The organism is Mesorhizobium opportunistum WSM2075, from assembly GCF_000176035.2.
Taxonomy (GTDB): Bacteria; Pseudomonadota; Alphaproteobacteria; order Rhizobiales; family Rhizobiaceae; genus Mesorhizobium; species Mesorhizobium opportunistum.
The window spans coordinates 5,511,116-5,535,587 of sequence record NC_015675.1 but is presented as its reverse complement, the minus strand read 5'-3'; the positions used below and the strand labels follow the sequence as shown (position 1 = coordinate 5,535,587).

The window sequence follows — 24,472 nt, the reverse complement described above, 5'->3', positions numbered from 1 at the left end:
GGATTATCCTGTTGCAATATCGATTATAACTCGATCGTCGCTTTGTTGCAACAGATATTATAACAAACCTGCTACGCCGACAGCAACCGATCCATTAACCGATCTGCCGCTTCCGGAATAACCGTGCCCGGCGGGAAGATCTCGGCAGCGCCAGCCCGCAGCACCGCCTCATAGTCCTGTGGCGGGATGACGCCGCCGGCCACGATCAGCATGTCGCCTTGGCCGAGCTTTTTCAGCGCGTCACGCAATTCGGGGATCAGTGTCAGGTGCCCGGCCGCCAGCGATGAGGCGCCGATAATATGGACGTCATGCTCGACCGCCAGTTTCGCGATCTCTTCCGGTGTCTGGAACATCGCGCCGACCGTGACGTCGAAGCCGAGATCGGCGAAGGCCGTGGCGATCACCTTCTGCCCGCGGTCGTGCCCGTCCTGTCCCATCTTGGCCACCAGGATGCGCGGTTTGCCGCCAAATTTCTTCTCGAAGGCATCGAGCTTGTCCTGCAGCCCGTCGACCACCGGATTGTCGCCAAGCGCCTTGCGATAGACGCCGGAAATGGTCTGCACCGTAGCAATGTGCCGGCCGAAGACTTTCTCAAGGGCAAACGAGATTTCGCCGACCGTGGCATTGGCGCGCGCGGCGCGGATGGCGAATTCCAGCAGGTTTTCATTGCCCTGCGCGGCACGGGTCAGCGCGTCGAGCGCGCTTTCGACGGCGGCGACGTCGCGTGTGCCCTTCAGCCGCTGCAGCTTCGATAATTGCCGGGCCCTGACCTCGGCATTGTCGATCTTGAGCACGTCGACCGCGATGTCGTTCTCCGGCCGATGCGCATTGACCCCGACCAGCATCTGCTCGCCGGAATCGATGCGTGCCTGCGTGCGCGCCGCCGCTTCCTCGATGCGCAGCTTCGGAATGCCCTGCTCGGTCGCCGCGGCCATGCCACCAAGCGTCTCGACCTCCTCGATATGGGTCAGCGCGCGCGCCGCCAGGTCGTGCGTCAGCCGTTCGAGGTAAGCCGACCCGCCCCACGGATCGATGATGCGGGTGGTGCCGGATTCTTTCTGCAGGATGAGCTGCGTGTTGCGGGCGATACGCGCCGAATGGTCGGTCGGCAGCGCCATAGCCTCGTCGAAGGAATTGGTGTGCAGCGACTGGGTGTGGCCCTGCGTGGCCGCCATCGCCTCGATCATGGTGCGGATGATGTTGTTGTAGGGGTCCTGCGCCGTCAGCGACCAGCCGGACGTCTGGCAATGGGTGCGCAGCGATAGCGAGCGCTCGTCCTTTGGCGCAAAATTCTTCTTCATCAGGGTCGCCCACAGCAGGCGCGCGGCCCTGAGCTTGGCGACTTCCATGAAGAAGTTCATGCCGATCGCCCAGAAGAAGGACAGGCGCGGCGCGAAGCGGTCGATATCGAGGCCCGCCGCAACGCCGGCACGGGCATATTCGATGCCGTCGGCGATCGTATAGGCAAGCTCCAGGTCGGCCGTCGCACCCGCTTCCTGCATGTGGTAGCCGGAGATCGATATCGAATTGAACTTCGGCATGTTCTTCGACGTGTAGGAGAAGATGTCCGAAACGATCCGCATCGATGGTTTTGGCGGGTAGATGTAAGTGTTGCGGACCATGAACTCCTTCAGAATGTCGTTCTGAATGGTGCCCGCCAGATCCTTTTGCGCGACGCCCTGTTCTTCCGCGGCGACGATGTAAAGCGCCATGATCGGCAGCACCGCGCCGTTCATCGTCATCGACACAGTCATCTCGCCGAGCGGAATCCCGTCGAAGAGTTGCCGCATGTCGAGCATGGAATCGATGGCGACGCCCGCCATGCCGACATCGCCGGCGACGCGCGGATGGTCGCTGTCATAGCCGCGATGGGTGGCGAGATCGAAGGCGACCGACAGGCCTTTCTGGCCGGCGGCCAGATTGCGCCGGTAGAAGGCGTTGGACTCCTCGGCCGTCGAGAAGCCGGCATATTGCCGGATCGTCCACGGCTGCTGGACATACATGGTCGGGTAGGGGCCCCGCACGAAGGGCGGCAGGCCCGGATAGCTATCGAGAAATGGCAGGCCCTTGAGGTCGGCCTGACTGTACAGATGCTTGACGGCGAGACCTTCCGGCGTCGTCCGCTGCCCCTTGACCTCGACGGGTGCCCGCCGTGGCGGCGTCCAGCCGATCTGACTGAAATCCGGAATCAAGAAGCAACCCCGATGGATTGGTCGATGCGTACGGGAAACAGCGGTTCGCACAGGACGATGCCTTCGGTGAAGGCTGGCCGATGCTGCGCGTCCAGCGTCTCGACCGGACGTTCGCCCTGCTGCGGATAGAGCGTGGTGCCGATCAGGGCTCGCTCGCCTGTCTTGAAGGCGGCGTCGCGCCGCGCGGCGGCAGCACGGACGCGGCGCTGGATGTGCCCGCCCTGAAGGCTGGACAGCACACCTCCTTCAGCCTCGATCGCCTGCAACTCCGCCCACGCCGCCTCGCAGAGATCGGTGGTCAAGGCTTCGACCGCGCCTGAACCAAAGGCAGGATCGGCGACATGATCGACATGGCTTTCATTGGCCATGATCAACTGCGCGTTGCGTGCGACGCGGCGGGCAAAAGGTGCCGGCAGGCCGTGCGCGATCGTATGCGGCAGGATGGAGATCGAATCGGCGCCCCCCGCGGCAGCGGCGAAGCAGCCGATCGTCGTGCGCAGTATGTTGGTTTCCGGGTCCAGCGCGGTCATCATGCGAAACGATGTCTCGGCATGGATGTTGGCCGTGGAATTGGGGATCGAGCAGGCCTCCTGCACCCGCGCCCACAACCTGCGCAGTGCCCGGACCTTGGCCATCGAGAGAAACTGGTCCTGGTCGACGCTGAGCGCAAAGCCGATATGGGGTGCGGCATAGACGAGCGGCTGCCGCGCCTTCTCGAACATTCTCAGATACGAGACCGCCGAAGCGAGCATGATGCCGAGCTCCTGCGCTTCCGTTGCGCCGGCATTGTGGAAGACGCGTCCATCCGCCTCGAGCAGCACGCCCGGAACGCCCATCGAGAAGAAATGCGCCAGCGATTGCGGCATCGATTCCTGCAGCGCCTCGATCGACATGCGCAGCCGGCCGGTTCCGGCAAGGATTGCCGCCGGGTCGATGCCGAACGAAAGGTTGAGCTTTGCCGGATCGGAGCGGCGCTTGCTCAGGAACGCCACCAGCCAGTCGGCCATCGGGCGGCTCCAGGGATGGGTGTCGATCCGGATCTGGACGCGGTTGAGGGGCACGCCGTCCAGCACCGTCTCCAGTGCCTGCGCCGTCCTCGGCAGGCCGTAGCCGAATGCGTTCGGAGCCCCTTCGAAGACCAGCGACAGTCCGGTCGCGCCCTGTGCGATGTCTTCCTGGGCCTGGGCCTTGGCGCGATCGATATCGGGGTCGTCGACGCGCTGGCTGACGATCCAGGGCGATCGGGGATTGGTGCGCACGATCGGCTCGGTTCCGGTCGCGCGGTCGTAGAGCGGCTCGATGCGGATGTTGTCGTCGGTGTGCGAGACCAGCTTTTCCTCGAAGGACGCACCGGCCAACGCCTTTTCCGCCAAGGCCAGCCATCGCTGGCGTTCGGCATCCGCTGGTTCTACATCCCTGGTCAAGGCTCCGGCGCCCATCCATTTTCCTCGCTTTACGTGGCCGCACCAGCCCGGGTCACTTCAGTCTACGGTCCCCGGTCGGTTATCGCAATGCAATGTGCTTCCAGGTCCCGAATTCGATCCCTTCAGATATAGGTTCGCCTGCGTGGGCGAACCATGAACGATTGCCAAACACCAGCAAAATCCGCAAGTTCCAAAAATCCGATTTCGGCGATTGGTCCGATTTGGACGATTGGCCCGGACGTTTGGCCCGGACATTTGGCCCGGACATTTGGCATTGTCGCTGCGCGGCAGCCTGACTATACCTGCGGCTTGGCCATTGGCTTTAAACACACCCGTTTGCGGAGACCGGATACATGGCTGACGACACCAGTATTTTCATCGGCGCCAGCCGCAAGCCCGACGACAGCTATCAGCGTCCCGAGCAGTTGCTGCTGCAATATGGAAACCGCCACGGCCTGGTCACCGGCGCCACCGGTACCGGCAAGACCGTCACCTTGCAGATATTGGCCGAAGGTTTTTCCAATGCCGGCGTGCCGGTGTTCTGCGCCGACATCAAGGGCGACCTGTCCGGCATCGCCATGATCGGCACGGCCCAGGATTTCCTGGTCAAGCGGGCTGAACAGGTCAAGCTCGACCCTTATGACTTCCAGGAATTTCCGGTCATCTTCTGGGACCTGTTCGGCGAGCAGGGCCATCCGATCCGCGCCACCGTCTCGGAAATGGGGCCGCTGCTTCTGTCGCGCCTGATGAATCTCACCGAGGCGCAGGAAGGCATCATGAACATCGCCTTCCGCCTGGCCGACGAGGAAGGCCTGCTGCTGCTCGACATGAAGGACCTGCAGGCGCTGCTTGCCAACATTGCCGAGCGCGCCGACGAGATCGGATCGCGCTACGGCAATGTGACGAAGCCTTCCGTGGGGGCCATCCAGCGCACGCTGCTGGTGCTGGAGCAGCAAGGCGCGGCAAACTTCTTCGGTGAGCCGGCCTTGCGGATCTCCGACATTATGCGCACCACCCGCGACGGGCGCGGCGCCATCAGCGTGCTTGCCGCCGATAAGCTGATGATGAACCCGCGGCTCTACGCCACCTTCCTGTTGTGGCTGATGTCGGAACTGTTCGAGGTGCTGCCCGAAGTCGGCGACCCCGACAAGCCGAAGCTGGTGTTCTTCTTCGACGAGGCGCACCTGCTGTTCGACGAAGCGCCGAAGATGCTGATCGACCGCGTCGAACAGGTTGTCCGCTTGATCCGCTCCAAAGGTGTCGGTGTCTATTTCGTCACGCAGAACCCCCTGGATATTCCGGAGAAGGTCCTGGCCCAGCTCGGCAATCGGGTCCAGCACGCGCTGCGCGCCTATACGCCGCGTGAGCAGCAGGCGGTGAGGACGGCGGCCGAGACGTTCCGGCCGAACCCCGATTTCGACTGCGCCACAACCATCACCCAGCTCGCCACCGGCGAGGCGCTGGTCTCGACGCTGGAGGCCAAGGGCGTGCCGTCCATGGTGCAACGCACTTTGATTCGCCCACCCTCGTCGCGGCTTGGGCCCATAACCCCCGCCGAGCGGCAAAAGCTGATCGCTGAAAGCCCGGTCGTCGGCCAGTATGATGAGGTCATCGATCGCGAATCGGCTTTCGAGATGCTGCAGAAGAAAGCCAAGGAGGCGCAGGACGCCGAACAGCAGGCGCAGCAGGCTGGCACAGGCGGCTCGCGCTGGACTATCCCGGGCTTCGGCAATGACGATCCGCCGCAATCCGGCGGCAGGCGGGCACCCGCGCCGCGCCCCTCCAACCGCCAGACCGTGGCCGAGGCCGCGATCAAGTCGGTCGTGCGTTCGGTCGGCTCATCTGTCGGACGCGCGATCGTGCGCGGGATCTTGGGGAGCCTCTCGAGGGGACGCTGAACTTCCGGCCGGGGAGGGCGCCAAGGCCCTACTCCGTACAGCGCCGCGCGTCCGCTGGACACATGGCGCCGTAGCCCTCCATAGATGTTGTCGACTCAGAAAATCGAATCCGTGATCGCCTTGACCGGCCCGAGCAGTACCGATCCGTCCGGCACGCCGGCGTCGATCGGAATGGCCTTGTGGTTTGCCGTCGCCGCCGCAACCATCGGCTGCCTGGCATCGCTGGTCACGATGACCGGTGACTTCGACGGCACGCGGTCGTAGAGATCGATGATGTCCTGGTTCATCAAGCGCACGCAGCCCGACGAAACCGACTTGCCGATCGAGCGCCACTCCGGCGAGCCGTGCAAGCGGTAGAGCGTGTCCACATTGCCCTGGAAGAGATAGAGCGCGCGCGCGCCGAGCGGGTTTTTCAGCCCGCCGGGCATGCCGCCATTGTCGGCGCTGTACTGTTTCAATTCAGGCTGCCGGGCGATCATTTCGTCCGGCGGTGTCCATTTCGGCCATTTCTGCTTCCACTGGACGACGGCGTCGCCCGACCATTCGAAGCCGGCACGGCCGAGACCGACGCCATAGCGGATGGCCTGGCCGCCCGGGCGGACCAGATAGAGGAAATGGCCTGTCGTATCGACGACGATGGTTCCCGGCTTCTGTCCGGTCGGGTCGGGAACGATCTGGCGCAGGAACTGCGGATCGATCCTGTCGACCGGGATGGCCGGCAGATCGAAGCCGCCATCGCTGACGGCCGCATACATCGAGGCATAATCGGCAAGCGGCGGCTCGACATAGGTGGGCGGCGGCGGTTCCACCGGGCCTGGCCCGGTGGTGGCGCATGCGGAAACCGCGATCGAGGCGGCGCCCAGGGCGGCGGCGTTGAGGAAGCCGCGACGGCTCAGGCGAAAGGATTCGATTTCGGTTATGGACATGGTTGCCTTCTTTAGGACTCAAATTCCAACAAAGCGTGAATACACCGACCGCTGTTGCGGGTGCCTGACAACACCTGGCGCGATAGGCGGTTCCGAATCTGGCCCGAACGTGGACAAACAAAGGCGAAGCTGTGACCGCGTCGTCACTGTGGCGCCATGGCCACAGCCTGTGGCCGGCAACAGCCTGTTGCCTAGCCGCCGGATACCAGGGCTTCGAGGCTCGGCAGGATCAAGGCCGGCGGAAAGTCCCGGTATTCCTCGGGCTGGTTGGAACGGTTGATCCATACCGTGCGGAAGCCGAATTTGGTGGCGCCTGCGATGTCCCAGCGATTGGAGGACTGGAAGGAAACCGCGCCGGGATAGAGGCGCCAGCCGGTGGCGACCATGTCGTAGACCGCCGGATCGGTCTTGAAGCGCCGCACCGCATCGACGGAATAGACATCGTCCAGAACCTGGTCGAGCGCGGCGGACTTGACCGCGGCCTGCAGCATTTCGGGCGAGCCGTTGGAGAGGATCGCCAGCCGGGCGCCCGAAGCCTTGAGCGCTTTCAGCACCGCCGGCACTTCGGGATAGCAATCCAGCCGCCAATAGGCTTCCAGCAGGTTCGCCTTGAGCCCTGGATCGGCCGAGGGCACCTTGCGCAAGGCAAAATCGAGCGCTTGCTCGGTCAACTGCCAGAAATCGGCATAGGCGCCCATCAACGTTCGCACCCAGGAATATTCGAGCTGCTTGGCGCGCCAGATTTCAGACAGCAACTGGCCGTCCGGCCCGATCCGGTCGGCATGGCGGCGCACCGCGGCATGCACGTCGAACAGCGTGCCGTAGGCGTCGAAAACATAGGCCGCGTATTGCATGGAACAGTTTTGGGGCGAGGCGGGGCAAGGTGCAAGCCCCGATTGCATCGCCCCTGCCGCTGGCCTCAACAAAACTCCCCCATGCCGGTTGACGGCGCCGGCCAAAGCATCATCCAATGCTACAATGCGATTGATCGGAACGGGAAAAACGCGATGACATTGGCGGCCGCAGCGCAATCCGCGACATGGACTTTCGTCGATGGCGACTGGTACGAGGGCAACGTCGCCATCCTGGGGCCGCGCAGCCACGCCATGTGGCTTGGCACCAGCGTGTTCGACGGCGGCCGCTGGTTCGAAGGCGTGGCGCCCGACCTCGACCTTCATGCCAAGAGAGTGAACGCCTCGGCGATCGCGCTCGGCCTCAAGCCGAACATGACGCCGGAGCAGATCGTCGGGTTGACCTGGGACGGCTTGAAGAAATTCGACGGCAAGACGGCTGTCTACATCAGGCCGATGTACTGGGCCGAGCATGGCGGCTACATGGGCGTGCCGGCCGATCCTGCCTCGACCCGTTTCTGCCTTTGCCTCTACGAATCGCCGATGATCCCGCCGTCCGGTTTTTCGGTGACCGTGTCGCCGTTCCGGCGCCCGACCATCGAAACCATGCCGACCAATGCCAAGGCCGGTTGCCTTTACCCCAACAATGGCCGTGCCATTCTCGAGGCCAAGATGCGCGGCTTCGACAACGCGATGGTGCTCGACATGCTGGGCAACGTCGCCGAGACGGGCACCTCGAATATCTTCCTGGTCAAGGACGGTCATGTCTTTACACCGGCGCCGAACGGCACCTTCCTGTCCGGCATCACTCGCTCGCGCACGATAAATTTGCTTGGCGAGTATGGCTTCAAAACCACCGAAAAGACGTTGTGCGTGCGCGATTTCCTGGAGGCGGACGAGATCTTCTCCACCGGAAACCATTCTAAGGTGGTGCCGATCACCCGCATCGAGGACCGCGACCTGCAACCCGGGCCGGTGGCCAAGAAGGCGCGCGAGCTCTATTGGGACTGGGCGCATTCGGCGACAACCGGCTGAGGCGCCGGTCCGGTCGTTTTGTCGCTGCCCGGTTCGCCGCGGGAAAACCGTGTGACAGTTTTCCGGAACCCGCCTAGAAAGGGAACTGGCGCTTCATTCCGGAGTTGTTCCAGCTCAACCCAGACCTATCTTACTCCGGTACGGACACCGGATTTTTCCACGAGGGAGTACCATCCATGGCTTTCGAATTGCCCGCTCTGCCCTATGACTACGAGGCCTTGCAGCCTTACATGTCGAAGGAGACGCTGGAATATCATCACGACAAGCACCACAAGGCCTACGTCGATAACGGCAACAAGCTGGCCGCCGAGGCCGGCTTGGGCGATCTGTCGGTCGAAGAGGTGGTCAAGCAGTCGTTCGGCAAGAATGCCGGTCTCTTCAACAATGCCGCGCAACACTACAACCACATCCATTTCTGGAAGTGGATGAAGAAGGGCGGCGGCGGCAACAAGCTGCCCGGCGCACTGCAGAAGGCGGTCGACAGCGACCTCGGCGGTTACGACAAGTTCAAGGCCGACTTCATCGCCGCCGGCACGACGCAGTTCGGTTCGGGCTGGGCCTGGGTCTCGGTCAAGGACGGCAAGCTGGCGATCTCGAAGACCCCGAACGGTGAAAATCCGCTCGTCCACGGCGCATCGCCGATCCTCGGCGTCGACGTCTGGGAACATTCCTATTACATCGACTATCGCAACGCCCGGCCGAAATATCTCGAGGCGTTCGTCGACAGCCTCATCAACTGGGACCACGTCCTGGAGATGTACGAAAAGGCGAAGTGATCTATCGTCAGAGAAGCCCCGGCACCCCGGGGCTTTTCTTTTTCTGCGCCGAAATCCAACAGCAAAAATCATCCAGGCGAAGGGGAATATTCCACCCGTCGCATCCGTTAACGCTTCGTCCCGAAACGCCTTCATCATGGAGCCAAATGAATGAGAAAGCTTGTCATCGCCATCTCAATGCTCGCCTTCGCCGGTTCGGCCGCCTTTGCCGATCCGATCCTCGACCGGCAGGCCCTGATGAAGGAGCGCGGAAAGATCGTCGGCGGCTTGGCGAAAGTGGCCAAGGGCGACGAGCCCTTTGATGCCGCGGCCGTGCTGACGCAACTTCAGGCGCTGCAGGCAAATGCCGAGAAGTTCGACGCCGATGCCATGTTCCCGAAAGGCAGCGATACCGGCGACACGACGGCGGCGCCAAAAATCTGGGAAGACATGGCCGGCTTCAAGGCCACCGAAGACAAGTATCTTGCCGACGTCAAGGCGGCGGTCGCGGCGGCTCCCGCCGACGTCGACGCGCTGAAAGCGCAAGTCGGCGCCATCGGCTCGGATTGCGGCACCTGCCACCAGACCTATCGCGTGAAGAAGGGCTGATAGCGGGCAATGTCCCGGCTGAAAAAACTCGTCGGCGCCCTCATCATCTTGGGTGGCGTCGGCGCGGTTGCAGGCTGGATCCTGTCGGCGCCGACGACGCTGGACACGCAGGCCCTGGCCAAGCTTGGGCCAGGTGACGCAGCCAAGGGCAAGCGCATTTTCTACGCCGGCGGCTGCACCTCCTGCCATGCAAAACCGGGCTCGCAAGGCGATGCCCGGCTTCAGTTGGTCGGTGGCCTCGAACTCAAGACGCCGTTCGGCACCTTCGTTCCCCCCAACATTTCGCAAGATCCCAAGGACGGCATCGGCGCATGGTCGCTCCAGGATCTCGCCAACGCCATGCTGAAGGGCGTGTCGCCCTCGGGTCGGCATTTCTATCCGGCATTCCCCTACGCTTCCTACGCGCGCATGAATCCGGCCGACATTGCCGACCTCTATGCTTTCCTGAAGACGCTGCCCGCGGTCGCTGGCAAGGCGCCGGACAACTCGCTGGCATTCCCATTCAACATCCGACGTGGCATCGGCCTGTGGAAGCGCCTCTATCTCAGCGATCAGCCGGTCATTCCTCTACCCGATGGCACGCCTGAACCGGTGATGGCTGGCCGCTATCTGGTCGAGGGGCCCGGCCATTGCGGCGAATGCCATACGTCGCGTGACCTTGCCGGCGGCACCAGGAAAAGTGAATGGCTGGCCGGCGCCGTCGCCGCCGAAGGCAAGGGCGTCGTGCCGAACATCACGTCGGGCGAGGGCGGCATCGGCAACTGGTCCGAATCCGACATCGCCAACTACCTCGAGACCGGCTTCACGCCGGATTTCGATTCCGTCGGCGGCGCCATGGTCGACGTGCAGCGCAACATGGCCGAGCTGACGCCGCAGGATCGGGCGGCCATCGCCGCTTACCTCAAGGCTGTACCGCCACATCCAAACGGCTATCCGGCGCGCAAGCCGGCTGCGAATTGATCTACGTCCGCCCCAGGCGGCTTCAGGCGTCGGATCACAGGTGCCGGTCGCCGAGGAAATCAAAACCCGTTTCGAAGAAAAGATTGTAGTTGCAGGTCAACTCTTCGCCCGCTGCGATGTCGCGCAAGGCATAGGTTTCCTCAGGCGAGGAGACGTCGCAATTCGGTTCGTCGTCATGGTTCATGTAGCGGGCATCGTCCGCTTCGAAGACGATATAGGCCGGATCGCGCCTGTCGGGGTAGGAATAGCGGTCCAGATAGTTCTTCACCGGCCCCGTCTCGCCCTCATAGGTTTCCACGTCGATGATCCGGTCGAACCGGGGGTCGAGCTTCCAGATCAGTGTGCCCTTGGGGATGTGGTTCTTGGCAAAGACGCCGATACCCTGGATCGGCGATTTGTCGAGATAGACGTCGACGAGCAGCATAGTGGACCCTTGTGCGAATGTGGGCCTCATCGCCCGGGGAAATCGTGCTTTGGGTAGCGCGCGACCGTCGCAATTGCGAGCGGAAATCAGCAGCGCGGAATTCAAAAGATCATGATCGTCGCGCCTGGCGGGAGAGCGCCCGCCGTCAGCGCTGTTGCAGGGCCAGGCGGACACCCAAGGCGCAGTAGATGCCGCCGACAACCTTGCCCTGCCATTTCAGCACCGTCGGGTTTCGGCGCAGGAAGGTACCGAGCCGCCCGGCGCTCACCGCAAAAACGACCGTGCTGAAAAGGCCCAGCAGAACGAAGATCACCCCGAGTGTCATCAACTGGAGCATCACCAACCCGTTTTCAGGCCGCACGAACTGAGGCAGGAAGGCGAGAAAGAAAAGCGCGGTCTTGGGATTGAGCACTTCGGTCAGGATAGCTTGCCCGAATGCCTTGCCGGCCGAGATCGCAAGCTTGCCGGCGGTCGGATCGGCGGGCGTCTTTTCGATGATCGCGCGGATGCCGAGATAAACGAGGTAGGCCGCGCCGATATACTTCACGACGCTGAACAGCGTCGCGGAGGTGGCGATGACGGCCGAGATGCCGACCATCGCCATGGCTGTGTGAAACATGTCGCCGGCCGCGATCCCGGCACCCGTTGCGATCCCGACCTTCGTGCCCGAACTCGTTGCCCGGGCAATCGTCAGCAGGGTGGCCGGGCCCGGAATAAAGACAAAGCCGAACACAACGGCGACATAGGCGATCAATGTGGACAGATCGATCATCGGCGGGTCTCCTAGGCAAGCTGGGCCTTGCCCGTCACCTTCAGCGTGAAGGCATAGGTATAGGCTATCTCCTCCAGGCGTGAAAACCGGCCCGAAGCACCGGCGTGGCCGGAATCCATGTTGATCTTGAACAGCACTGGATTGTCGCCGCTCTTGCGGTCGCGCAGCCGCGCCACCCATTTTGCCGGCTCCCAGTAGGTGACGCGCGGATCGGTGAGGCCGGCGAGCGCCAGGATCGGCGGGTAGTCGAGCGCCGCGACATTGTCGTAGGGCGAATAGGCGGCGATCGTCCGGTAGTCGTCGGCTGACGCGATCGGATTGCCCCATTCCGGCCATTCAGGCGGGGTCAGCGGCAGGGTCGCGTCGAGCATGGTGGTGAGCACGTCGACGAACGGAACCTCTGCGACGATGCCGCCGAAACAGTCCGGCGCCATGTTGGCTATGGCGCCCATCAGCATGCCGCCGGCCGAGCCGCCTTGCGCGACGATGCGGTCATGCGCCGTATAGCGCTCGGCAACGAGGTGGCGCGCACAGGCGATGAAGTCGGTGAACGTGTTCATCTTGTGCTCGCGCTTGCCGTCATCGTACCAGCCGTAGCCCTTGTCCTTGCCGCCACGGACATGAGCGATGGCAAAGACAATGCCGCGATCGACCAGCGAGAACCAGTTGGTGTTGAAGGCGGCCGGCACGGCGATGCCGTAGGAACCATAGCCATACAGCAGGCAAGGTGCGGATCCATCCAGCGGTGTGTCGCGGTGGTGCAGAAGCGAGATCGGCACCAGTTCGCCATCGGCGGCGGGCGCCATCAAGCGCCTCGTGACATAGTGGTCCGGGTCGTGGCCGGAAGGCACTTCCTGGGTCTTGAGCAGCACCCGCTCGCGCGTGCGCATGTTGTAGTCGAACACCTGCGACGGCGTCGTCATCGACGAATAGGAAAAGCGCATGGTCTCGGTGTCGTATTCGTACGACCCTGAAAGGCCGAGCGAAAAGGCTTCTTCATCAAAAGAAATCAGGTGCTCCTCGCCATTTGCGCGATCGCGCACGACGATGCGCGGCAGGCCCTCCTTGCGCTCGAGCCGGACCATATGGTCTTTGAAGCCGATCACCGACAGGATCAGCCGGCCCGGCTCGTGCGGCACCAGCTCCTGCCAGTTGGCGCGCACCGGATCGCTTGCCGGCGCCGTCATGATCTTGAAGTCCTTCGCCCCGTCCGCATTGGTCAGGATGAAGAAAATGTCGCCGCCTTCCTCCAGCTCATATTGAAGGCCGGTCTCGCGCGCCGAAACAAGCTTGGGTTCGGCAAAAGGATCGCTTGCGCTCAACAGCCGGTATTCCGAGGTCTCGTGATCGTTGATGCCGATCATGATCCATTCGTTGTTGCGGGTGCCGTCGACATTCATGAAGAAACCGGGGTCGGTCTCCTCATAGATCAGGCGGTCGTCTTCAGGGTTCTGTCCCAATGCATGGAACAGCACCTTCGACGGCCGGTGGTTGGGATCGAGACGGGTGTAGAAGAACCCGTCATTGCCGGCATCCCACACACCAGATCCGCCTGTGGCTTGTATCTGGTCCGCCAGGTCCTTGCCATCGGCAAGGTCGCGCACGCGCAGCGTGTAGAATTCGGAGCCCTTGTCGTCGAAGGCCCACAGCAGCTTGGCGTGGTCGGCTGAATGATCGACGCCGCCGAGCCGGAAATAGGCCTTGCCCTCCGCCTCCGCGTCGCCGTCGAGCAGGATCCGCTCGGTGCCGCCGTCGCGCGGCATGCGGAAGTAACGCGGCTGCTCGCCGCCAAGCTTGAAGGAAGAACCATAGGCATAAGGCCCGTCCTTCATGGGGACGGAAGAATCATCCTCCTTGATGCGGCCCTTCATCTCCTTGAAGAGCTGCTTCCTAAGGCCTGTCGTATCGGCCATCAGCTTCGACTGGTAGGCGTTCTCGGCTTCGAGTTCGGCGCGTATCCCCGCATCGAGCAGGGAAGGATCCCGGAACATCTCCTGCCAATTGTCGGCTCGAAGCCAGGCATACTCATCCGTTCGCGTGATGCCGTGATGCGTGTCGGTAAACGGCCGCTTCTCGGGCGCCGGCGGACTGACGGATGGAAATGCGGAAGTCTTGGTCATTGCGTCTCGCTCTGCCCGTGTCTCTGGTCTTTGCCGGCCAGTCTCATGCGACCATATTCACGGCTTGGCAAGTGGCCAATCGAGGCGGCCGGCCGGCGGACATCTCGCCTGGTTGCCCTACGCGAAAAAGACGATCAGCAACCTGTGGTTTCGTGGACAGATGTGAACAACCAAGCTTGCAAACGCGATAACCAAGCAAAGCCGAGCATTCAAACCCGTTTCGTGAGTTATCGCGAATGTAATGGCGAGCTGACGCGGCGTCAGCCTTTGCCCGTTTGGCCGAAAAAATATCGAAAAATTACATGATGCACGAAAGATTGAAGCTGAACGACGAATAGTTGATCAACATTCGTAGATATAATGCAGTGAGTGAATTGACTTACTTGATCCATGGCCGCATTGATGTGCCCGCGACACGAATCGCAGAAGCTCTACCTGCACAAAATTCGTGCAATGCCCTGCCTGCAAAAATGGGCACAATCGACGTCACTCTTGTTGGGGCCTGAAGACCATGGATATTGTCGAATCACCTTCCCGAAACAATGAAGCGCTGATCGAGCTCACCGCCGATGTGGTGGCTGCCTATGTCAGCAACAATCCGGTGCCGGTTGGCGAACTGCCGAACCTGATATCCGATGTCCACGCTGCCCTCGGGCGTGTGGGCGGAACCGCCGAGCAGCCCCCTGCCGACAAGCAGAAGCCGGCTGTAAACCCGAAGCGCTCCGTCCATGACGACTACATCGTCTGTCTCGAGGACGGCAAGAAGTTCAAGTCGCTCAAGCGTCACCTGATGACCCACTATGATCTGACGCCGGAGCAGTATCGCGAAAAGTGGAACCTCGACCCGAGCTATCCGATGGTTGCCCCGAACTACGCGGCGGCTCGTTCACAGCTCGCCAAGAAGATGGGCCTCGGCCGCAAGCGCAAGGCGCGGTAGTCGCTCCTCGTCAGGCTTAACCGACATCAACGGCGCTTTCGGGCGCCGTTTGATTTTGCGGCTTGATAGACGGGCAGGTGATCTAGACGGACAGGGGACTTAGGCGGTCTGTTCGAGCGCCATCTCGGCATCGCGCTTGATGCGCTTGACCATCGAGCGGAGGCCATTGGCGCGCTGGGGCGACAGGTGTTCGTCCAGGCCGAGCGCCTTCAGCGTCGCTTCGGCATCGGTTTTCTGGATTTCACTGGCGGTCCGTCCCGAAAACAGCGCCAGCACGATCGCGACCAGTCCGCGCACGATATGGGCATCGGAATCGCCCCTGAACGCAATGACCGGATCGGGGCCCGGTCCCCGTTCGGTGGTCAGCCAAACCTGGCTGACGCAGCCGGGCACCTTGTTGGCGGCGTTGCGTTCCTCATCAGGAAATGGAGGCAATGCTTCGCCGAGTTCGATGACATAGCGATAGCGGTCCTCCCATTCGTCAAGGAAGGAGAAGTCGTCGCGGATCGTCTGGATCGAGGCCGTCATGACCCGGATATAGTGACCCGGCGGCGCCGCGTCACGGAAAAAACCCCAGCGGCGCCGCGTCACGGAAAAAACCCCAGCGGCGCAGCGTCACGGAAAAAACCCCAGCGGCGTCGCGTCACGGAAAAAACAAGGACACCGCGGGCGTCGAGAGGGCAGAAGGCCCGCGGTGCGCCGTCGAGACGGCTTAATTCTTTACCGGCAGGTTGACTGTCTCGGGCAGCACGACGTTCTCGGCCACGCTGCCGGTCATTGTCGAAGTGTCGGGGCCAGCGGACTTGTCGTCCAGCATCGCCGCCGCGATCTTGGCGGTCTCCTTGGCGCGTGCCGTGATGGTGTGCATGGCGGACTTGCCGGTTTCGCAGACATCGGGCTTGCGCTCGCAAATGCCGGCAATGTCACCGACTGCGTCGCGCGCCGCGAACAAGGCCTGGACCGGCCCGACGCTTTCCTGCCCGGGTTCGTCGGAACCGGCAGTCAGGGGCAGCGCCAGCAGCACCAGTGAAAACCAGAAAGCCATTCTTATCAGGAAGAACATGCCTTGCCTCTCGTCGTGACCGGATCATGCATCACATGGCATGACCTCTTTTATGGCAGGATGTTGGCACACAGGCACGAAGGACGGCTTGCGGGTCAGCCGACAATTTTCCTCAAATTTTAGACAAATTCGAAACGAAGCGTTTTGCGATGGATTTGTCTCATATCGGGACGATTTTCGTTACCGACCAATAACCATTTATCTGGCTGTTTCCATTGCGCTTTTCTAGAACTCGAGCGTTTTCGTGCCCACCACTGGTCCACTGTGGGCGGGCGTTCCCGGATAACCCTCCATTTACTATGGCGGCATTTGCCCGGGTTTTCGAGGGCAAGCATCCCGATATTTGACACAGGCCGGGCTTTGGTCGGGCCTGCCCTTATCCATTCCTTAAACGCTGGATGAGAGTTTCAGAGCCAATCAAAACAATCTGCGGAAGCAGAGCTGTTCACGACGAGTGCGAGTGCGTTGAGTTGATGCCGATCAAGGCCAGATACGCTGAATTGCCTGGCGCGATTGCCGCCGGTTGCGAACGTATGGTCCATCCCTCCATTCTCGGTCAGGGCGACCGCGAGCGCCAGCGCCGCTTCATCGGCGTCATGCTGGCGGCGCCATTCTTTGCCGCCGGTGCCGCGGTCACGCTCGTGACGTCAGGCATGGGCGCCGCGGTGACCATGGCCGCCATCTTCGCGGCCTTCGGTCTGTGCTGGTTCATCGCCCTGCTGGCGGCGGCGACAGGCAAGATGGCCGTGGCGGCACGGATCGCACTGGCGATGGCGGCTGTTGCGCTTGGTGGCCTTATCAGTGCCGCCGGCGGCTTGAGTTCTCCTGTCGCCATGCTTGTCGTGGCGCTGCCGTTTGAAGCCTGGTGGATCGGCGCCTCGCGGCGTGCTGCACTTTGGGGGGCTGCCTCGGCCGTCGTCGCCATTGCCCTTCAGCCGCTGTCCGCGGCCTTCCTTCCATTCGCGGGCGCGCAGATCGCCGCCTGGCATTGGCTGGTGCCGCTGGCCTGGGCACTCACGGTCGTGCCGCGCGTAGCGGCGTTTCGCGATACCGCCGGTGCGGCCGATAGAGTCGATACCGGGGATCGGCTGGAAGACATCATCGATGCGGTGGTCCTGCGTGTCGCTCGCCATGGCGAAGTCCTGGACGCCTCGGCCAGGGCACGCACGCTTTTGAAATTGCCGCCGGAGCTGCTTTCGGGGACCGGTTTCTTCGATCGCGTCCATCTGTCCGACCGTGTCGCCTATCTCAGCGCCTTGGCCGACATGCGCGATGGCGCCCTGTCGCGCCGCCTCGAACTGCGCATCAGGCTGCCGCAGAACGGGAATGGCCAAGGTGACAATCGCCTGATGGCTGACAATTATCGGCCGTTCGCGCTCGAACTGGTGCGCGGTGAGGAGCAGGGCGATGTCTTCACGCTTGTCCTGCGCGAGAATGACGAGACCGCCCGGCTGCGCGAAGAACTGGCGCAGGCCAATGAGGCGGCGGCCGCCGCCGAAGTGGCCAAGGGCCGGTTCCTGGCGGTGGTGAGCCATGAACTGCGCACGCCGTTGAATGCCATCATCGGCTTCTCGGACATGCTGCTGCACGAGATGTTCGGCGCCTTCAAGGACCCGCGCCAGAAGGAATATGTCGGCCTGGTGCGCGATTCCGGCCAACATCTGCTGGCCGTCGTGACATCCATACTCGACGTATCGAGGATCGAATCGGGCGCCTACGCAACGGAACCGGAGCCGTTCCGGTTCATGGAAGCCGTGGAAATGTGCCAGTCGATGATGCGGCTGCAGGCGCAAGCCAAGAACATCGACCTGCAGACGCAGATCGCGCCGGACGCCGGCGACATCAACGCCGATCGCCGGGCCGTGCAGCAGATCCTCATCAACCTCGTTTCCAATGCGGTCAAGTTCACGCCTGATGGTGGCGATGTCGTCGTCGGCGCCAAGCGGATCGGCTCGCGTCTCCATTTCTGGGTCAGGGACACCGGCATCGGCATCGCCGAGGAGGATTTCGCCAATCTCGGCAAGCCCTTCATGCAGATCCAGAACGACTACACCCGCCGTTTCGAGGGCACCGGTCTTGGCCTTTCCCTGGTGAAGGGCCTGGTGGCGCTGCACGAAGGCACGATGTCGATCGAAAGCATGCCGGGCGAGGGCACCACGGTGACCATCAGCCTGCCGGTCAACGGGCCGAAGGGGCGCCCAGTCAATCAGACCGGAGTGCTGACGATGCCGGTGATGAGGGCGAAAGGGGACAGGGATGGCTCGCTCCGCAAGACAGCCTAAGGCGGTCAAACGCCGCAGCAATGCCTTTCAGGACGGCGCCATTGCTGTCGGCGGCATGATTTCGCGCAATCCTGTCCTGGTGGGCGGATCGACGGCATTCCTGGTGACGCTGTTCTATGTCTCGGCGAATGCGCTGTGGTATCAGCCTTTCCCGCATGCCGGGGCGTTTTTCGCCACCCGCAGCTTCCAGGGATTTCCACATACGGCCACCGACGAGCCCGAGACCACGATCAACATCGTGCGGCCGAACGCGGCGCCCGCCCCGATCAAGGGCGATCCGGTGGTCGAGCAGGTGCAGGGCATATTGAAGGACCTCGACTTCTATTCCGGCACGGTCGACGGCATTTCCGGCCCCAATACGCGCAAGGCCATAGAAGCCTACCAGCAGAAGGTCGGGCTCAATGCCTCCGGCGAGATCGACGCGATGCTGCTGGATCAACTGGGCGCGACGCCGAAGACCGCCGCCGTGCCGAAACCGCAGCCGCGTCCGGACACGCCGGCCGCCGTTCCGGTGTCTTTGCAGACAGGTTCTGGGCAGACAGGTTCTGGGCAGACAAGTTCTGGGCAGGCAGATTCCGGACAGAATGACGTGGAGACGAATGCAGCGTTGCAGGGGCCTGATCCTCGCATCGTCAAGATCCAGGCCGGACTGAAGGCGTTCGGCAATGACGACATGCAACTGGATGGGGTCGTAGGCGCCCGTACCAAGGCGGCGATCAAGGAATTCCAGTCGCTGTTCGGGCTGCCTCAGACCGGCGAACCCGATGAGATCGTCTACGTCAAGATGCGCGAGATCGGCCTGACCAACTAATGGCAGAATGACGGCTCGCCGAGCCGCGGAAACAGCGATACATAGCCCGCACGCTTTGCGGAGTTTTCATGCGCGTCACATCGGATCTCTGGGTTTCGGCCCTATTGCGCCGGATTTTCAGCGCCGGTGGATTTGCCGCCGTGATCAAGCGCGGCGCGACCGAGGCAGGTGCCGTTTTCGTGCTGGCGCGGGACAGGATGGGTGAAATGGCCCTCTATGGACCGGCGCCGCAGACCAGCTACGATTCGGCCAGACCCGACGACCGCTTCTTCACCCTGCTTGCCGCCGGCGACGATGCCGCCGTGCTCGACGCGCGCCTCGAAAGGGAAAAGAAGTTCGATCCCGACATTTGGGTGGTCGAAATCGAGGCCGGCGCCATCTCCGTCGAGGAGCTTATTTCCGTGAAGATGCCCTGAGGCCGGAGGGCGTTACGGCATTGTCGCTGTTCGATGCCGTGCGGCTGTCGCCGTTTGCAGGCGCGGCCTCGCGAACCGCTTTATGCAGCGTTTCGGCCTTCCAGCCCCGCACCCTCTCCAGCGCCACGTCGCGATGCAGCAGCCGGTAGCGGTCGAGGTAGGTGCGGATCGCCTGCGGATGCGGGAACAGGCCGGGATAGACGGCGACCGTGATCAGGAATGCCCGGTCCTCGCTGAAATCGAGCGAGCGCAGTGCCGCAAGCAGCGGCGCGTAATTCTGGTTGGCGGTCAGCGATCGCGCGGTCGAAAAATCGATGTCGAGGGCATCCGCAAGCGCGGTCTGGAAGAACGCGGCGTTTCCCGTCAGCGCCGTCTCGCGCAGTTTGACATAGGTATCCGAGCCAGGGAACGCATCGACCTGTGCCGCCAGGGCCTCGTCGCCGGTGCCCATCATGGAGCGCAGCCTGCGCCGTGCATTCTCGGCGGCAATGCCGGAGGCCCGTTGTCCTGCCGCACTGTCTTGCGCCACGTCCGCGGTGACGGCGGCCGCGATCGGCGCCGTCGGCGCCGTTGGAGCTTGCGCCTCTGGATCGCGCACGCGCACCAGGGTGGGTCTTTCAAGCGCCCTGATCAGGTCGGCGATGGTCGGGTTCAGATCCTTGCGCCGCGCGATGGCGCGTGCGTGCGGCAGCCCATGCCGGCCGATCAGCGCGATGAGGTCGATGTCACTGACCGCGCGCGAGCGGATGAGCAGCGGCGCGGCGACGTCGACCGGTTCCTCGCACAGGCGGCGCACCAGCGCGGCGGGCGCATATTCGCATTCGGAAAGGGCGGCTGCCACGTAGCGTCGCGATTCAAGGGACACATCGTCGAACAGCGGCAGCGTCAGGTCCTCGAGCTGGCCGATCTCGCGGCGTGAAGGGCGGGTCAGCGAGCAGAATGCCGACACCGCGGCGCGGAACAGCCTTTCGGCCCTTCCCGATTCCGTTCGAACAGCGATTTGCCTGAAGTCCGAAGATGACACGAAGGATACGCCCGATACTCGATACACACTTTGCCGCGCTCACCAGGCTGTGCCGGTTTCGCGATTGCCTCGGTCAGAACGTGCTGACCTCGGAACAAAGATCAAGTTAGTGATGATCCGTTAGCGCTCCGTTAACCCTCTGCCGGCCTTAATAACATTTGGAGGCGTTGCGTTGTGCTCCGGGGAAACCGAGAGGAATGCGCGAATCATGGGCATGGTACTGTCTTTCGTGCCGCGAACGGCACCGACCAATCGAGTAAAGCAAACCACCGAAATACCGGCGGCGGTGATCATCTTTCCCGGCATCCGCTACGAGCGGCCCCAGGCCGGCGAGGTGCGGCCTGTAGATCCGGACACGCCGGGATCATCGCGGACGAAGCCTGTTCCGCACCATTGAAGCGCGGTGCTTAAACGGATCTAGGCGGCGCTAGAAGTCCTGCAGCTCACAGGAACTCTGATCGAGAAAGCGCGACACGATGGGCTTCCAGCTGTCGTCCGGCACGAAGCTGCGGATGACGAAAATGCCCTCGTTGATCGGCGCCTCGACGAAGATCGCTCCCTGCATATCCTCGGGAAGGTCCTTGCGCACGTCGATCATTTGCGCCGGCGTCAGCACCACGGCATCCAGTTTGCCGCCTGTCGCGGTATGATCGTTGAAGGAATAGATGTTGTGGCCGCTGCGGTCATAGACCGACACCGACCAGAAGGGCACGTTTCCCGGCGCCCTGATCCGGACAATTCCCTCGTCAAGGTCGAAACGGCAGGCCGTGGCATAAAACAGCGGGTCGACCGATTTCACCACCGGCGCGCCGCCGGCCTCGGCATCGAGCCGGTTCATCCTGTAGAGATCCGAGGCCATGGAAAGACGCGACCAGGCGTCACGTTCCGAGAATTCCGGCACCAGAAGCAAGACGACGATGTGCACGATGCCGGCGCCGACGAGGCCGAGCAGGACAGCGTAAAAGAGCCTGCGCATCGCGGCATAAACGCTACGCATCGCAGCCCACCTTCACGATCCTGGGCAGCGAGACGTCGGACAGGCCGGTACTGCTGGCGATCGGCGTGTCGTAGAAAGTGAGGACGAAATACATCCGCCCAGAACCGTCGGTCAGAAGCCAGTTGCCGGGCATTGGGTGATGGCCGGCGGAAATGATCACCGAATTGTCGGGCTGGCGAACCACCTCGTAGGACTGAAGTGCCGCAAGTCGCGGTTTGCCGGTTTCGACGACGCCGAGCGATTGATCGGCGGCATAAAGCGTCCAGAAGCGGGCGGTCGGGAACCCTCCCTCTATCGTGTAGGTGCATTGCCGCTTGAGCTGGTCGCCGGCAGCATCATTTTCCGCGACGAAGGACAAGCCTTCCGCGCGGCCGAGCGCTAGCACACCCTCGCGTGCCACGCGCGCCTTGGAATAGGGGTCCGCGGCCGGCGTGCCGATGTCGGGAAAAGCGGTCCATTGGCCGATCCTGATCGCGCCGACACCGTCCTGGATCTTCAGCGCATACCAGACGCTGGCGCCGCCGCCGCCAATGGCTATGGCAAGCGAAAGCAGCATCAGGAAGGCATTTTTGAGCATGAAGGGCCGGGTTCACAGAGGATTGCCGCTCGGGGATATCGCGGCGCGGGGCCTTGTGGCAAGCCGGCGAGATGGATTTGCCTGTAGGCCCGGTTCGCGCCGGACGGTGTCACAATGCCGAAAGCGTTTCGGGCGTGGTGGAGGCGTCGAGCCTGGGGGCCGTCTGGAACAGTTGGGTCATGTCCCTCAGCGTCTGCGTGGTTCGGCTGGACAGCACCGGCGGGCGTTCGGCGGCTGCTTCGGCTGCCGCCTGATCCTCGCTCTTCTTCTGCGCTTCCGCGGCCTTGGCCGCGATCTCCTCGTCGACGAACGGCTTGTCGATGCCGGGGATCGGCTTCAAGTCGATGTTCTGGTGCGCGTAAACCATCAGCCGCTGCCAAACCATCGCCGGCAGCGAGCCGCCGGTCATATTCTTGGTGGGGGTGAAGTCATCGTTGCCCAGCCACACGGCCGCCGTGTAGTTGCCGGTGAAGCCGACAAACCAGGCGTCGCGGTAGGATTGCGTCGTGCCGGTCTTGCCGGCGACGACGATGTTGGGGATCTGTGCGCGCCGCGCCGTGCCTATCACCGGTACGGCCGTCAGCATGGTGTTCATGGATTTCAACGCCTGCTCGGAGAGCACCCGGTGCGGCGGCGGCGCGTCCTTGGTCCAGTCATACACCACGTCGCCAGTACGGGTGACGAGCTGCGTGATGCCATGCCTGGAGCCGACGAAGCCGTTCTGGGCAAACACGCTGTAGCCGGTCGCCTGGTCCATCACGGTCATGCCCGAGGTGCCGAGCACCATCGTCTTGTGTCCCTCGAGCGGCGATTCCACGCCAAACGCTTCCGCCATCGCCTTGATGGGAGCGATGCCGAGATGGTCCTTGGCCAGTCGAACCGGCACCGTGTTGATCGACTTCGCCATCGCCATCAGCAACGTGATGTTGCCAGCCGACTCGCCGCTGTAATTGTGCGGCGACCAGTTGCCCCAGCTGATCGGCCCGCCCGAGATGATCGAGTTCGGCGTAAAACCGTGTTCCATCGCCGTGGCGTAGACATAGGGCTTGAACGACGAGCCGGTTTGGCGCAGCGCCTTGGTGGCGCGGTTGAACTGGCTGGCGCCGTAGTCGCGGCCGCCGACGATCGCCCGCACCGCGCCGTTGGTCTCGATGACCACCACGGCACCCTCGGTGACGTTGTACTCCTTGCCGAACTGGCGCAGGTGGAACTCGACGGACTCCTCCGCCGCCTTCTGGATGTTGGCGTCGAAGGTGGTGTGGGCAACCAGCGAATGCTGGCCAGGCTTGGCGATCTTCTTGACCTCGTCGAAGGCCCAGTCGAGGTAGTAATCCGGGCTCTTCTGTTCGCCGCGATCGACGACGTCGGCGGGATGCAGCCTGGCCTGCAGCACCTGGCCCTCGGTCATGAAGCCGGAATCGACGAGGTTGGACAGCACCACATTGGCGCGCGCACGCGCCGCCGGCAGGTTGATGTGCGGCGCATATTTGGTCGGCGCCTTGAACAGGCCGGCCAGCATGGCGGCTTCGGCAAGGTTCAGGTCCTTGACGCTCTTGCCGAAATAGAAATCCGCCGCCGCCTCGATGCCGAACGTGCCGCCGCCCATATAGGCGCGGTCGAGATAGAGCTGCAGGATTTCCTTCTTCGACAGGTTGGCCTCGAGCCACAGCGACAGGAAGGCTTCCTTGATCTTGCGCTCGAAGGTCCGCTCATTGGTCAGGAACAGGTTCTTGGCCAGCTGCTGGGTGATGCTGGAGCCGCCCTGGACGACCGAATTCGCCCGCACATTCTCGAAGATGGCCCTGGAAAGGCCGAGCACGTCGATGCCGTAATGGTCGAAAAAGCGGCGATCCTCCGTGGCGAGCACCGCCTTGATGACATGATCGGGCATCTCGTCGACCGGCACGGAATCGCGCTGGATGATGCCGCGCTGGCCGATCTCGTTGCCGTAACGGTCGAGGAAGGTGACGGCGAAGTCGCCCTGCGCCCGCCAGTCGCCCGAGGTGTCCTGGAAGGCCGGAATGGCCAGCGCCAGCATGACGACGATGCCCCCGGCACCGAGCGTAAAGCCTTCGCTCAAGAGTTCGACGATGCCGCGGCGCCAGCCCTTGAGCCGAAAACGCCGCGAGAAGATCGTCGCGGCTTCCCAGAACTGGCGCGCCTTGAAGCCGATCTCGTAGAGCGAGGAATCGAGCCAGGCGTCCAGCGCCAGCAGCCGGGCGGCGAGCGGACCTCTTCTCTTGCGTGGCTCAGGATCGACCATTCAAAAACCCGGCTCGGCTGTGACGCGACCTGAAAACCGCAAGCAGGCAATTTCAGGGCCGCAGCCTGTCCTGACTATTCATCCATTTTGCCGGCGCTCACAAGGGCGGGGAGGACACAGCCGCAAGGTTTGTTGG

General features: G+C 62.8%; 23 protein-coding genes. 10 read left to right on the top strand and 13 right to left on the bottom strand.

The genetic code is table 11. The features are described from left to right. Nucleotides 1-71 precede the first annotated feature (71 nt). Nucleotides 72-2,192, bottom strand: a complete 2,121-nt coding sequence (gene scpA / locus MESOP_RS26790; RefSeq protein ID WP_013896476.1) for a methylmalonyl-CoA mutase — start codon at nucleotides 2,190-2,192, stop codon at nucleotides 72-74. Continuing rightward, nucleotides 2,189-3,631 (bottom strand): methylmalonyl-CoA mutase subunit beta, encoded by a 1,443-nt coding sequence (locus MESOP_RS26785; RefSeq protein ID WP_013896475.1) that lies wholly within the window; start codon nucleotides 3,629-3,631, stop codon nucleotides 2,189-2,191. Before MESOP_RS26785 ends, scpA begins: the two co-directional genes overlap by 4 nt. A gap of 338 nt (nucleotides 3,632-3,969) precedes the next feature. Here MESOP_RS26785 and MESOP_RS26780 point away from each other — a divergent pair, with 338 nt between their 5' ends. Continuing rightward, nucleotides 3,970-5,514 carry a helicase HerA-like C-terminal domain-containing protein gene (locus MESOP_RS26780; protein ID WP_013896474.1) on the top strand — a complete coding sequence of 515 codons (1,545 nt, stop codon included), beginning with the start codon at nucleotides 3,970-3,972 and terminating at the stop codon, nucleotides 5,512-5,514. A gap of 95 nt (nucleotides 5,515-5,609) precedes the next feature. On the opposite strand, the gene MESOP_RS26775 is transcribed toward MESOP_RS26780, so the two are convergent. Further along, nucleotides 5,610-6,440: a L,D-transpeptidase gene (locus MESOP_RS26775; protein WP_013896473.1), complete on the bottom strand. Its 831-nt coding sequence runs from the start codon at nucleotides 6,438-6,440 to the stop codon at nucleotides 5,610-5,612. 191 nt (nucleotides 6,441-6,631) lie between these two features. Continuing rightward, nucleotides 6,632-7,294: a haloacid dehalogenase type II gene (locus tag MESOP_RS26770; RefSeq protein ID WP_013896472.1), complete on the bottom strand. Its 663-nt coding sequence runs from the start codon at nucleotides 7,292-7,294 to the stop codon at nucleotides 6,632-6,634. Between the two features lie 153 nt (nucleotides 7,295-7,447). Between MESOP_RS26770 and MESOP_RS26765 the strand changes: the two genes are divergently transcribed. The 4 genes from MESOP_RS26765 to MESOP_RS26750 all read left to right on the top strand — a co-directional run bounded on the left by MESOP_RS26765 (nucleotide 7,448) and on the right by MESOP_RS26750 (nucleotide 10,650). Continuing rightward, a complete protein-coding gene (locus MESOP_RS26765) occupies nucleotides 7,448-8,326 on the top strand; it encodes a branched-chain amino acid aminotransferase (RefSeq protein WP_013896471.1) in 879 nt (292 codons plus the stop codon). A 176-nt stretch (nucleotides 8,327-8,502) separates the two neighbouring features. Beyond that, on the top strand, nucleotides 8,503-9,102 hold the full coding sequence (locus MESOP_RS26760; protein WP_013896470.1) for a superoxide dismutase: 600 nt from the start codon (nucleotides 8,503-8,505) through the stop codon (nucleotides 9,100-9,102). Between the two features lie 150 nt (nucleotides 9,103-9,252). After that, nucleotides 9,253-9,690: a c-type cytochrome gene (locus tag MESOP_RS26755; RefSeq protein ID WP_013896469.1), complete on the top strand. Its 438-nt coding sequence runs from the start codon at nucleotides 9,253-9,255 to the stop codon at nucleotides 9,688-9,690. Between the two features lie 9 nt (nucleotides 9,691-9,699). Further along, nucleotides 9,700-10,650: a cytochrome c gene (locus MESOP_RS26750; RefSeq protein ID WP_013896468.1), complete on the top strand. Its 951-nt coding sequence runs from the start codon at nucleotides 9,700-9,702 to the stop codon at nucleotides 10,648-10,650. A 34-nt stretch (nucleotides 10,651-10,684) separates the two neighbouring features. On the opposite strand, the gene MESOP_RS26745 is transcribed toward MESOP_RS26750, so the two are convergent. The 3 genes from MESOP_RS26745 to MESOP_RS26735 form a co-directional block, all read right to left on the bottom strand. After that, entirely contained in the window at nucleotides 10,685-11,074 is a 390-nt protein-coding gene (locus MESOP_RS26745; RefSeq protein ID WP_013896467.1) for an SET domain-containing protein, read from the bottom strand. Nucleotides 11,075-11,219: 145 nt separating this feature from the next. Continuing rightward, nucleotides 11,220-11,846: a LysE family translocator gene (locus MESOP_RS26740; RefSeq protein WP_013896466.1), complete on the bottom strand. Its 627-nt coding sequence runs from the start codon at nucleotides 11,844-11,846 to the stop codon at nucleotides 11,220-11,222. 11 nt (nucleotides 11,847-11,857) lie between these two features. Then, nucleotides 11,858-13,966, bottom strand: a complete 2,109-nt coding sequence (locus tag MESOP_RS26735; RefSeq protein WP_013896465.1) for a S9 family peptidase — start codon at nucleotides 13,964-13,966, stop codon at nucleotides 11,858-11,860. A gap of 511 nt (nucleotides 13,967-14,477) precedes the next feature. Here MESOP_RS26735 and MESOP_RS26730 point away from each other — a divergent pair. Next, nucleotides 14,478-14,903, top strand: a complete 426-nt coding sequence (locus MESOP_RS26730) for a Ros/MucR family transcriptional regulator (RefSeq protein ID WP_013896464.1) — start codon at nucleotides 14,478-14,480, stop codon at nucleotides 14,901-14,903. A 99-nt stretch (nucleotides 14,904-15,002) separates the two neighbouring features. On the opposite strand, the gene MESOP_RS26725 is transcribed toward MESOP_RS26730, so the two are convergent. Together MESOP_RS26725 and MESOP_RS26720 are read right to left on the bottom strand one after the other, a co-directional pair. Next, nucleotides 15,003-15,431, bottom strand: coding sequence for a SufE family protein (locus MESOP_RS26725; RefSeq protein WP_013896463.1), 429 nt, complete (start codon nucleotides 15,429-15,431; stop codon nucleotides 15,003-15,005). 184 nt (nucleotides 15,432-15,615) lie between these two features. Next, nucleotides 15,616-15,966 carry a DUF5330 domain-containing protein gene (locus tag MESOP_RS26720; RefSeq protein ID WP_013896462.1) on the bottom strand — a complete coding sequence of 117 codons (351 nt, stop codon included), beginning with the start codon at nucleotides 15,964-15,966 and terminating at the stop codon, nucleotides 15,616-15,618. Nucleotides 15,967-16,499: 533 nt separating this feature from the next. Here MESOP_RS26720 and MESOP_RS26715 point away from each other — a divergent pair. The 3 genes from MESOP_RS26715 (at nucleotide 16,500) to MESOP_RS26705 (ending at nucleotide 19,475) form a co-directional block, all read left to right on the top strand. Further along, the gene (locus tag MESOP_RS26715) at nucleotides 16,500-18,248 is read left to right on the top strand and encodes an ATP-binding protein (protein ID WP_041165025.1); all 1,749 of its coding nucleotides are present in this window, start codon (nucleotides 16,500-16,502) and stop codon (nucleotides 18,246-18,248) included. Next, entirely contained in the window at nucleotides 18,223-19,059 is an 837-nt protein-coding gene (locus MESOP_RS26710; RefSeq protein ID WP_013896460.1) for a peptidoglycan-binding domain-containing protein, read from the top strand. The genes MESOP_RS26715 and MESOP_RS26710 overlap by 26 nt, the downstream gene beginning before the upstream one ends. Nucleotides 19,060-19,127: 68 nt before the next feature. Then, nucleotides 19,128-19,475: a DUF1491 family protein gene (locus tag MESOP_RS26705; protein WP_013896459.1), complete on the top strand. Its 348-nt coding sequence runs from the start codon at nucleotides 19,128-19,130 to the stop codon at nucleotides 19,473-19,475. Here MESOP_RS26705 and MESOP_RS26700 read toward each other — a convergent pair. Continuing rightward, on the bottom strand, nucleotides 19,453-20,499 hold the full coding sequence (locus tag MESOP_RS26700; RefSeq protein WP_013896458.1) for a hypothetical protein: 1,047 nt from the start codon (nucleotides 20,497-20,499) through the stop codon (nucleotides 19,453-19,455). The genes MESOP_RS26705 and MESOP_RS26700 overlap by 23 nt on opposite strands. Before the next feature lie 208 nt (nucleotides 20,500-20,707). Between MESOP_RS26700 and MESOP_RS34100 the strand changes: the two genes are divergently transcribed. Further along, entirely contained in the window at nucleotides 20,708-20,896 is a 189-nt protein-coding gene (locus MESOP_RS34100; RefSeq protein ID WP_013896457.1) for a hypothetical protein, read from the top strand. Between the two features lie 30 nt (nucleotides 20,897-20,926). Here MESOP_RS34100 and MESOP_RS26695 read toward each other — a convergent pair whose 3' ends face one another. The 3 genes from MESOP_RS26695 to MESOP_RS26685 all read right to left on the bottom strand — a co-directional run bounded on the left by MESOP_RS26695 (nucleotide 20,927) and on the right by MESOP_RS26685 (nucleotide 24,336). Beyond that, the gene (locus tag MESOP_RS26695; protein WP_013896456.1) at nucleotides 20,927-21,496 is read right to left on the bottom strand and encodes a DUF1254 domain-containing protein; all 570 of its coding nucleotides are present in this window, start codon (nucleotides 21,494-21,496) and stop codon (nucleotides 20,927-20,929) included. Then, the gene (locus MESOP_RS26690; protein WP_013896455.1) at nucleotides 21,489-22,073 is read right to left on the bottom strand and encodes a DUF1214 domain-containing protein; all 585 of its coding nucleotides are present in this window, start codon (nucleotides 22,071-22,073) and stop codon (nucleotides 21,489-21,491) included. The genes MESOP_RS26695 and MESOP_RS26690 overlap by 8 nt, the downstream gene beginning before the upstream one ends. A 109-nt stretch (nucleotides 22,074-22,182) precedes the next feature. Further along, entirely contained in the window at nucleotides 22,183-24,336 is a 2,154-nt protein-coding gene (locus tag MESOP_RS26685) for a transglycosylase domain-containing protein (protein ID WP_013896454.1), read from the bottom strand. Nucleotides 24,337-24,472: the final 136 nt, after the last annotated feature.

Bases quoted from the DNA above. Each gene is read 5' to 3' on its own strand.
- MESOP_RS26785 (WP_013896475.1), bottom strand. From the start codon at position 3,631: ATGGGCGCCGGAGCCTTGACCAGGGATGTAGAACCAGCGGATGCCGAA.
- MESOP_RS26780 (WP_013896474.1), top strand. From the start codon at position 3,970: ATGGCTGACGACACCAGTATTTTCATCGGCGCCAGCCGCAAGCCCGAC.
- MESOP_RS26775 (WP_013896473.1), bottom strand. From the start codon at position 6,440: ATGTCCATAACCGAAATCGAATCCTTTCGCCTGAGCCGTCGCGGCTTC.
- MESOP_RS26770 (WP_013896472.1), bottom strand. From the start codon at position 7,294: ATGCAATACGCGGCCTATGTTTTCGACGCCTACGGCACGCTGTTCGAC.
- MESOP_RS26765 (WP_013896471.1), top strand. From the start codon at position 7,448: ATGACATTGGCGGCCGCAGCGCAATCCGCGACATGGACTTTCGTCGAT.
- MESOP_RS26760 (WP_013896470.1), top strand. From the start codon at position 8,503: ATGGCTTTCGAATTGCCCGCTCTGCCCTATGACTACGAGGCCTTGCAG.
- MESOP_RS26755 (WP_013896469.1), top strand. From the start codon at position 9,253: ATGAGAAAGCTTGTCATCGCCATCTCAATGCTCGCCTTCGCCGGTTCG.
- MESOP_RS26750 (WP_013896468.1), top strand. From the start codon at position 9,700: ATGTCCCGGCTGAAAAAACTCGTCGGCGCCCTCATCATCTTGGGTGGC.
- MESOP_RS26745 (WP_013896467.1), bottom strand. From the start codon at position 11,074: ATGCTGCTCGTCGACGTCTATCTCGACAAATCGCCGATCCAGGGTATC.
- MESOP_RS26740 (WP_013896466.1), bottom strand. From the start codon at position 11,846: ATGATCGATCTGTCCACATTGATCGCCTATGTCGCCGTTGTGTTCGGC.
- MESOP_RS26735 (WP_013896465.1), bottom strand. From the start codon at position 13,966: ATGACCAAGACTTCCGCATTTCCATCCGTCAGTCCGCCGGCGCCCGAG.
- MESOP_RS26730 (WP_013896464.1), top strand. From the start codon at position 14,478: ATGGATATTGTCGAATCACCTTCCCGAAACAATGAAGCGCTGATCGAG.
- MESOP_RS26725 (WP_013896463.1), bottom strand. From the start codon at position 15,431: ATGACGGCCTCGATCCAGACGATCCGCGACGACTTCTCCTTCCTTGAC.
- MESOP_RS26720 (WP_013896462.1), bottom strand. From the start codon at position 15,966: ATGTTCTTCCTGATAAGAATGGCTTTCTGGTTTTCACTGGTGCTGCTG.
- MESOP_RS26715 (WP_041165025.1), top strand. From the start codon at position 16,500: ATGGTCCATCCCTCCATTCTCGGTCAGGGCGACCGCGAGCGCCAGCGC.
- MESOP_RS26710 (WP_013896460.1), top strand. From the start codon at position 18,223: ATGGCTCGCTCCGCAAGACAGCCTAAGGCGGTCAAACGCCGCAGCAAT.
- MESOP_RS26705 (WP_013896459.1), top strand. From the start codon at position 19,128: ATGCGCGTCACATCGGATCTCTGGGTTTCGGCCCTATTGCGCCGGATT.
- MESOP_RS34100 (WP_013896457.1), top strand. From the start codon at position 20,708: ATGGGCATGGTACTGTCTTTCGTGCCGCGAACGGCACCGACCAATCGA.
- MESOP_RS26695 (WP_013896456.1), bottom strand. From the start codon at position 21,496: ATGCGTAGCGTTTATGCCGCGATGCGCAGGCTCTTTTACGCTGTCCTG.
- MESOP_RS26690 (WP_013896455.1), bottom strand. From the start codon at position 22,073: ATGCTCAAAAATGCCTTCCTGATGCTGCTTTCGCTTGCCATAGCCATT.
- MESOP_RS26685 (WP_013896454.1), bottom strand. From the start codon at position 24,336: ATGGTCGATCCTGAGCCACGCAAGAGAAGAGGTCCGCTCGCCGCCCGG.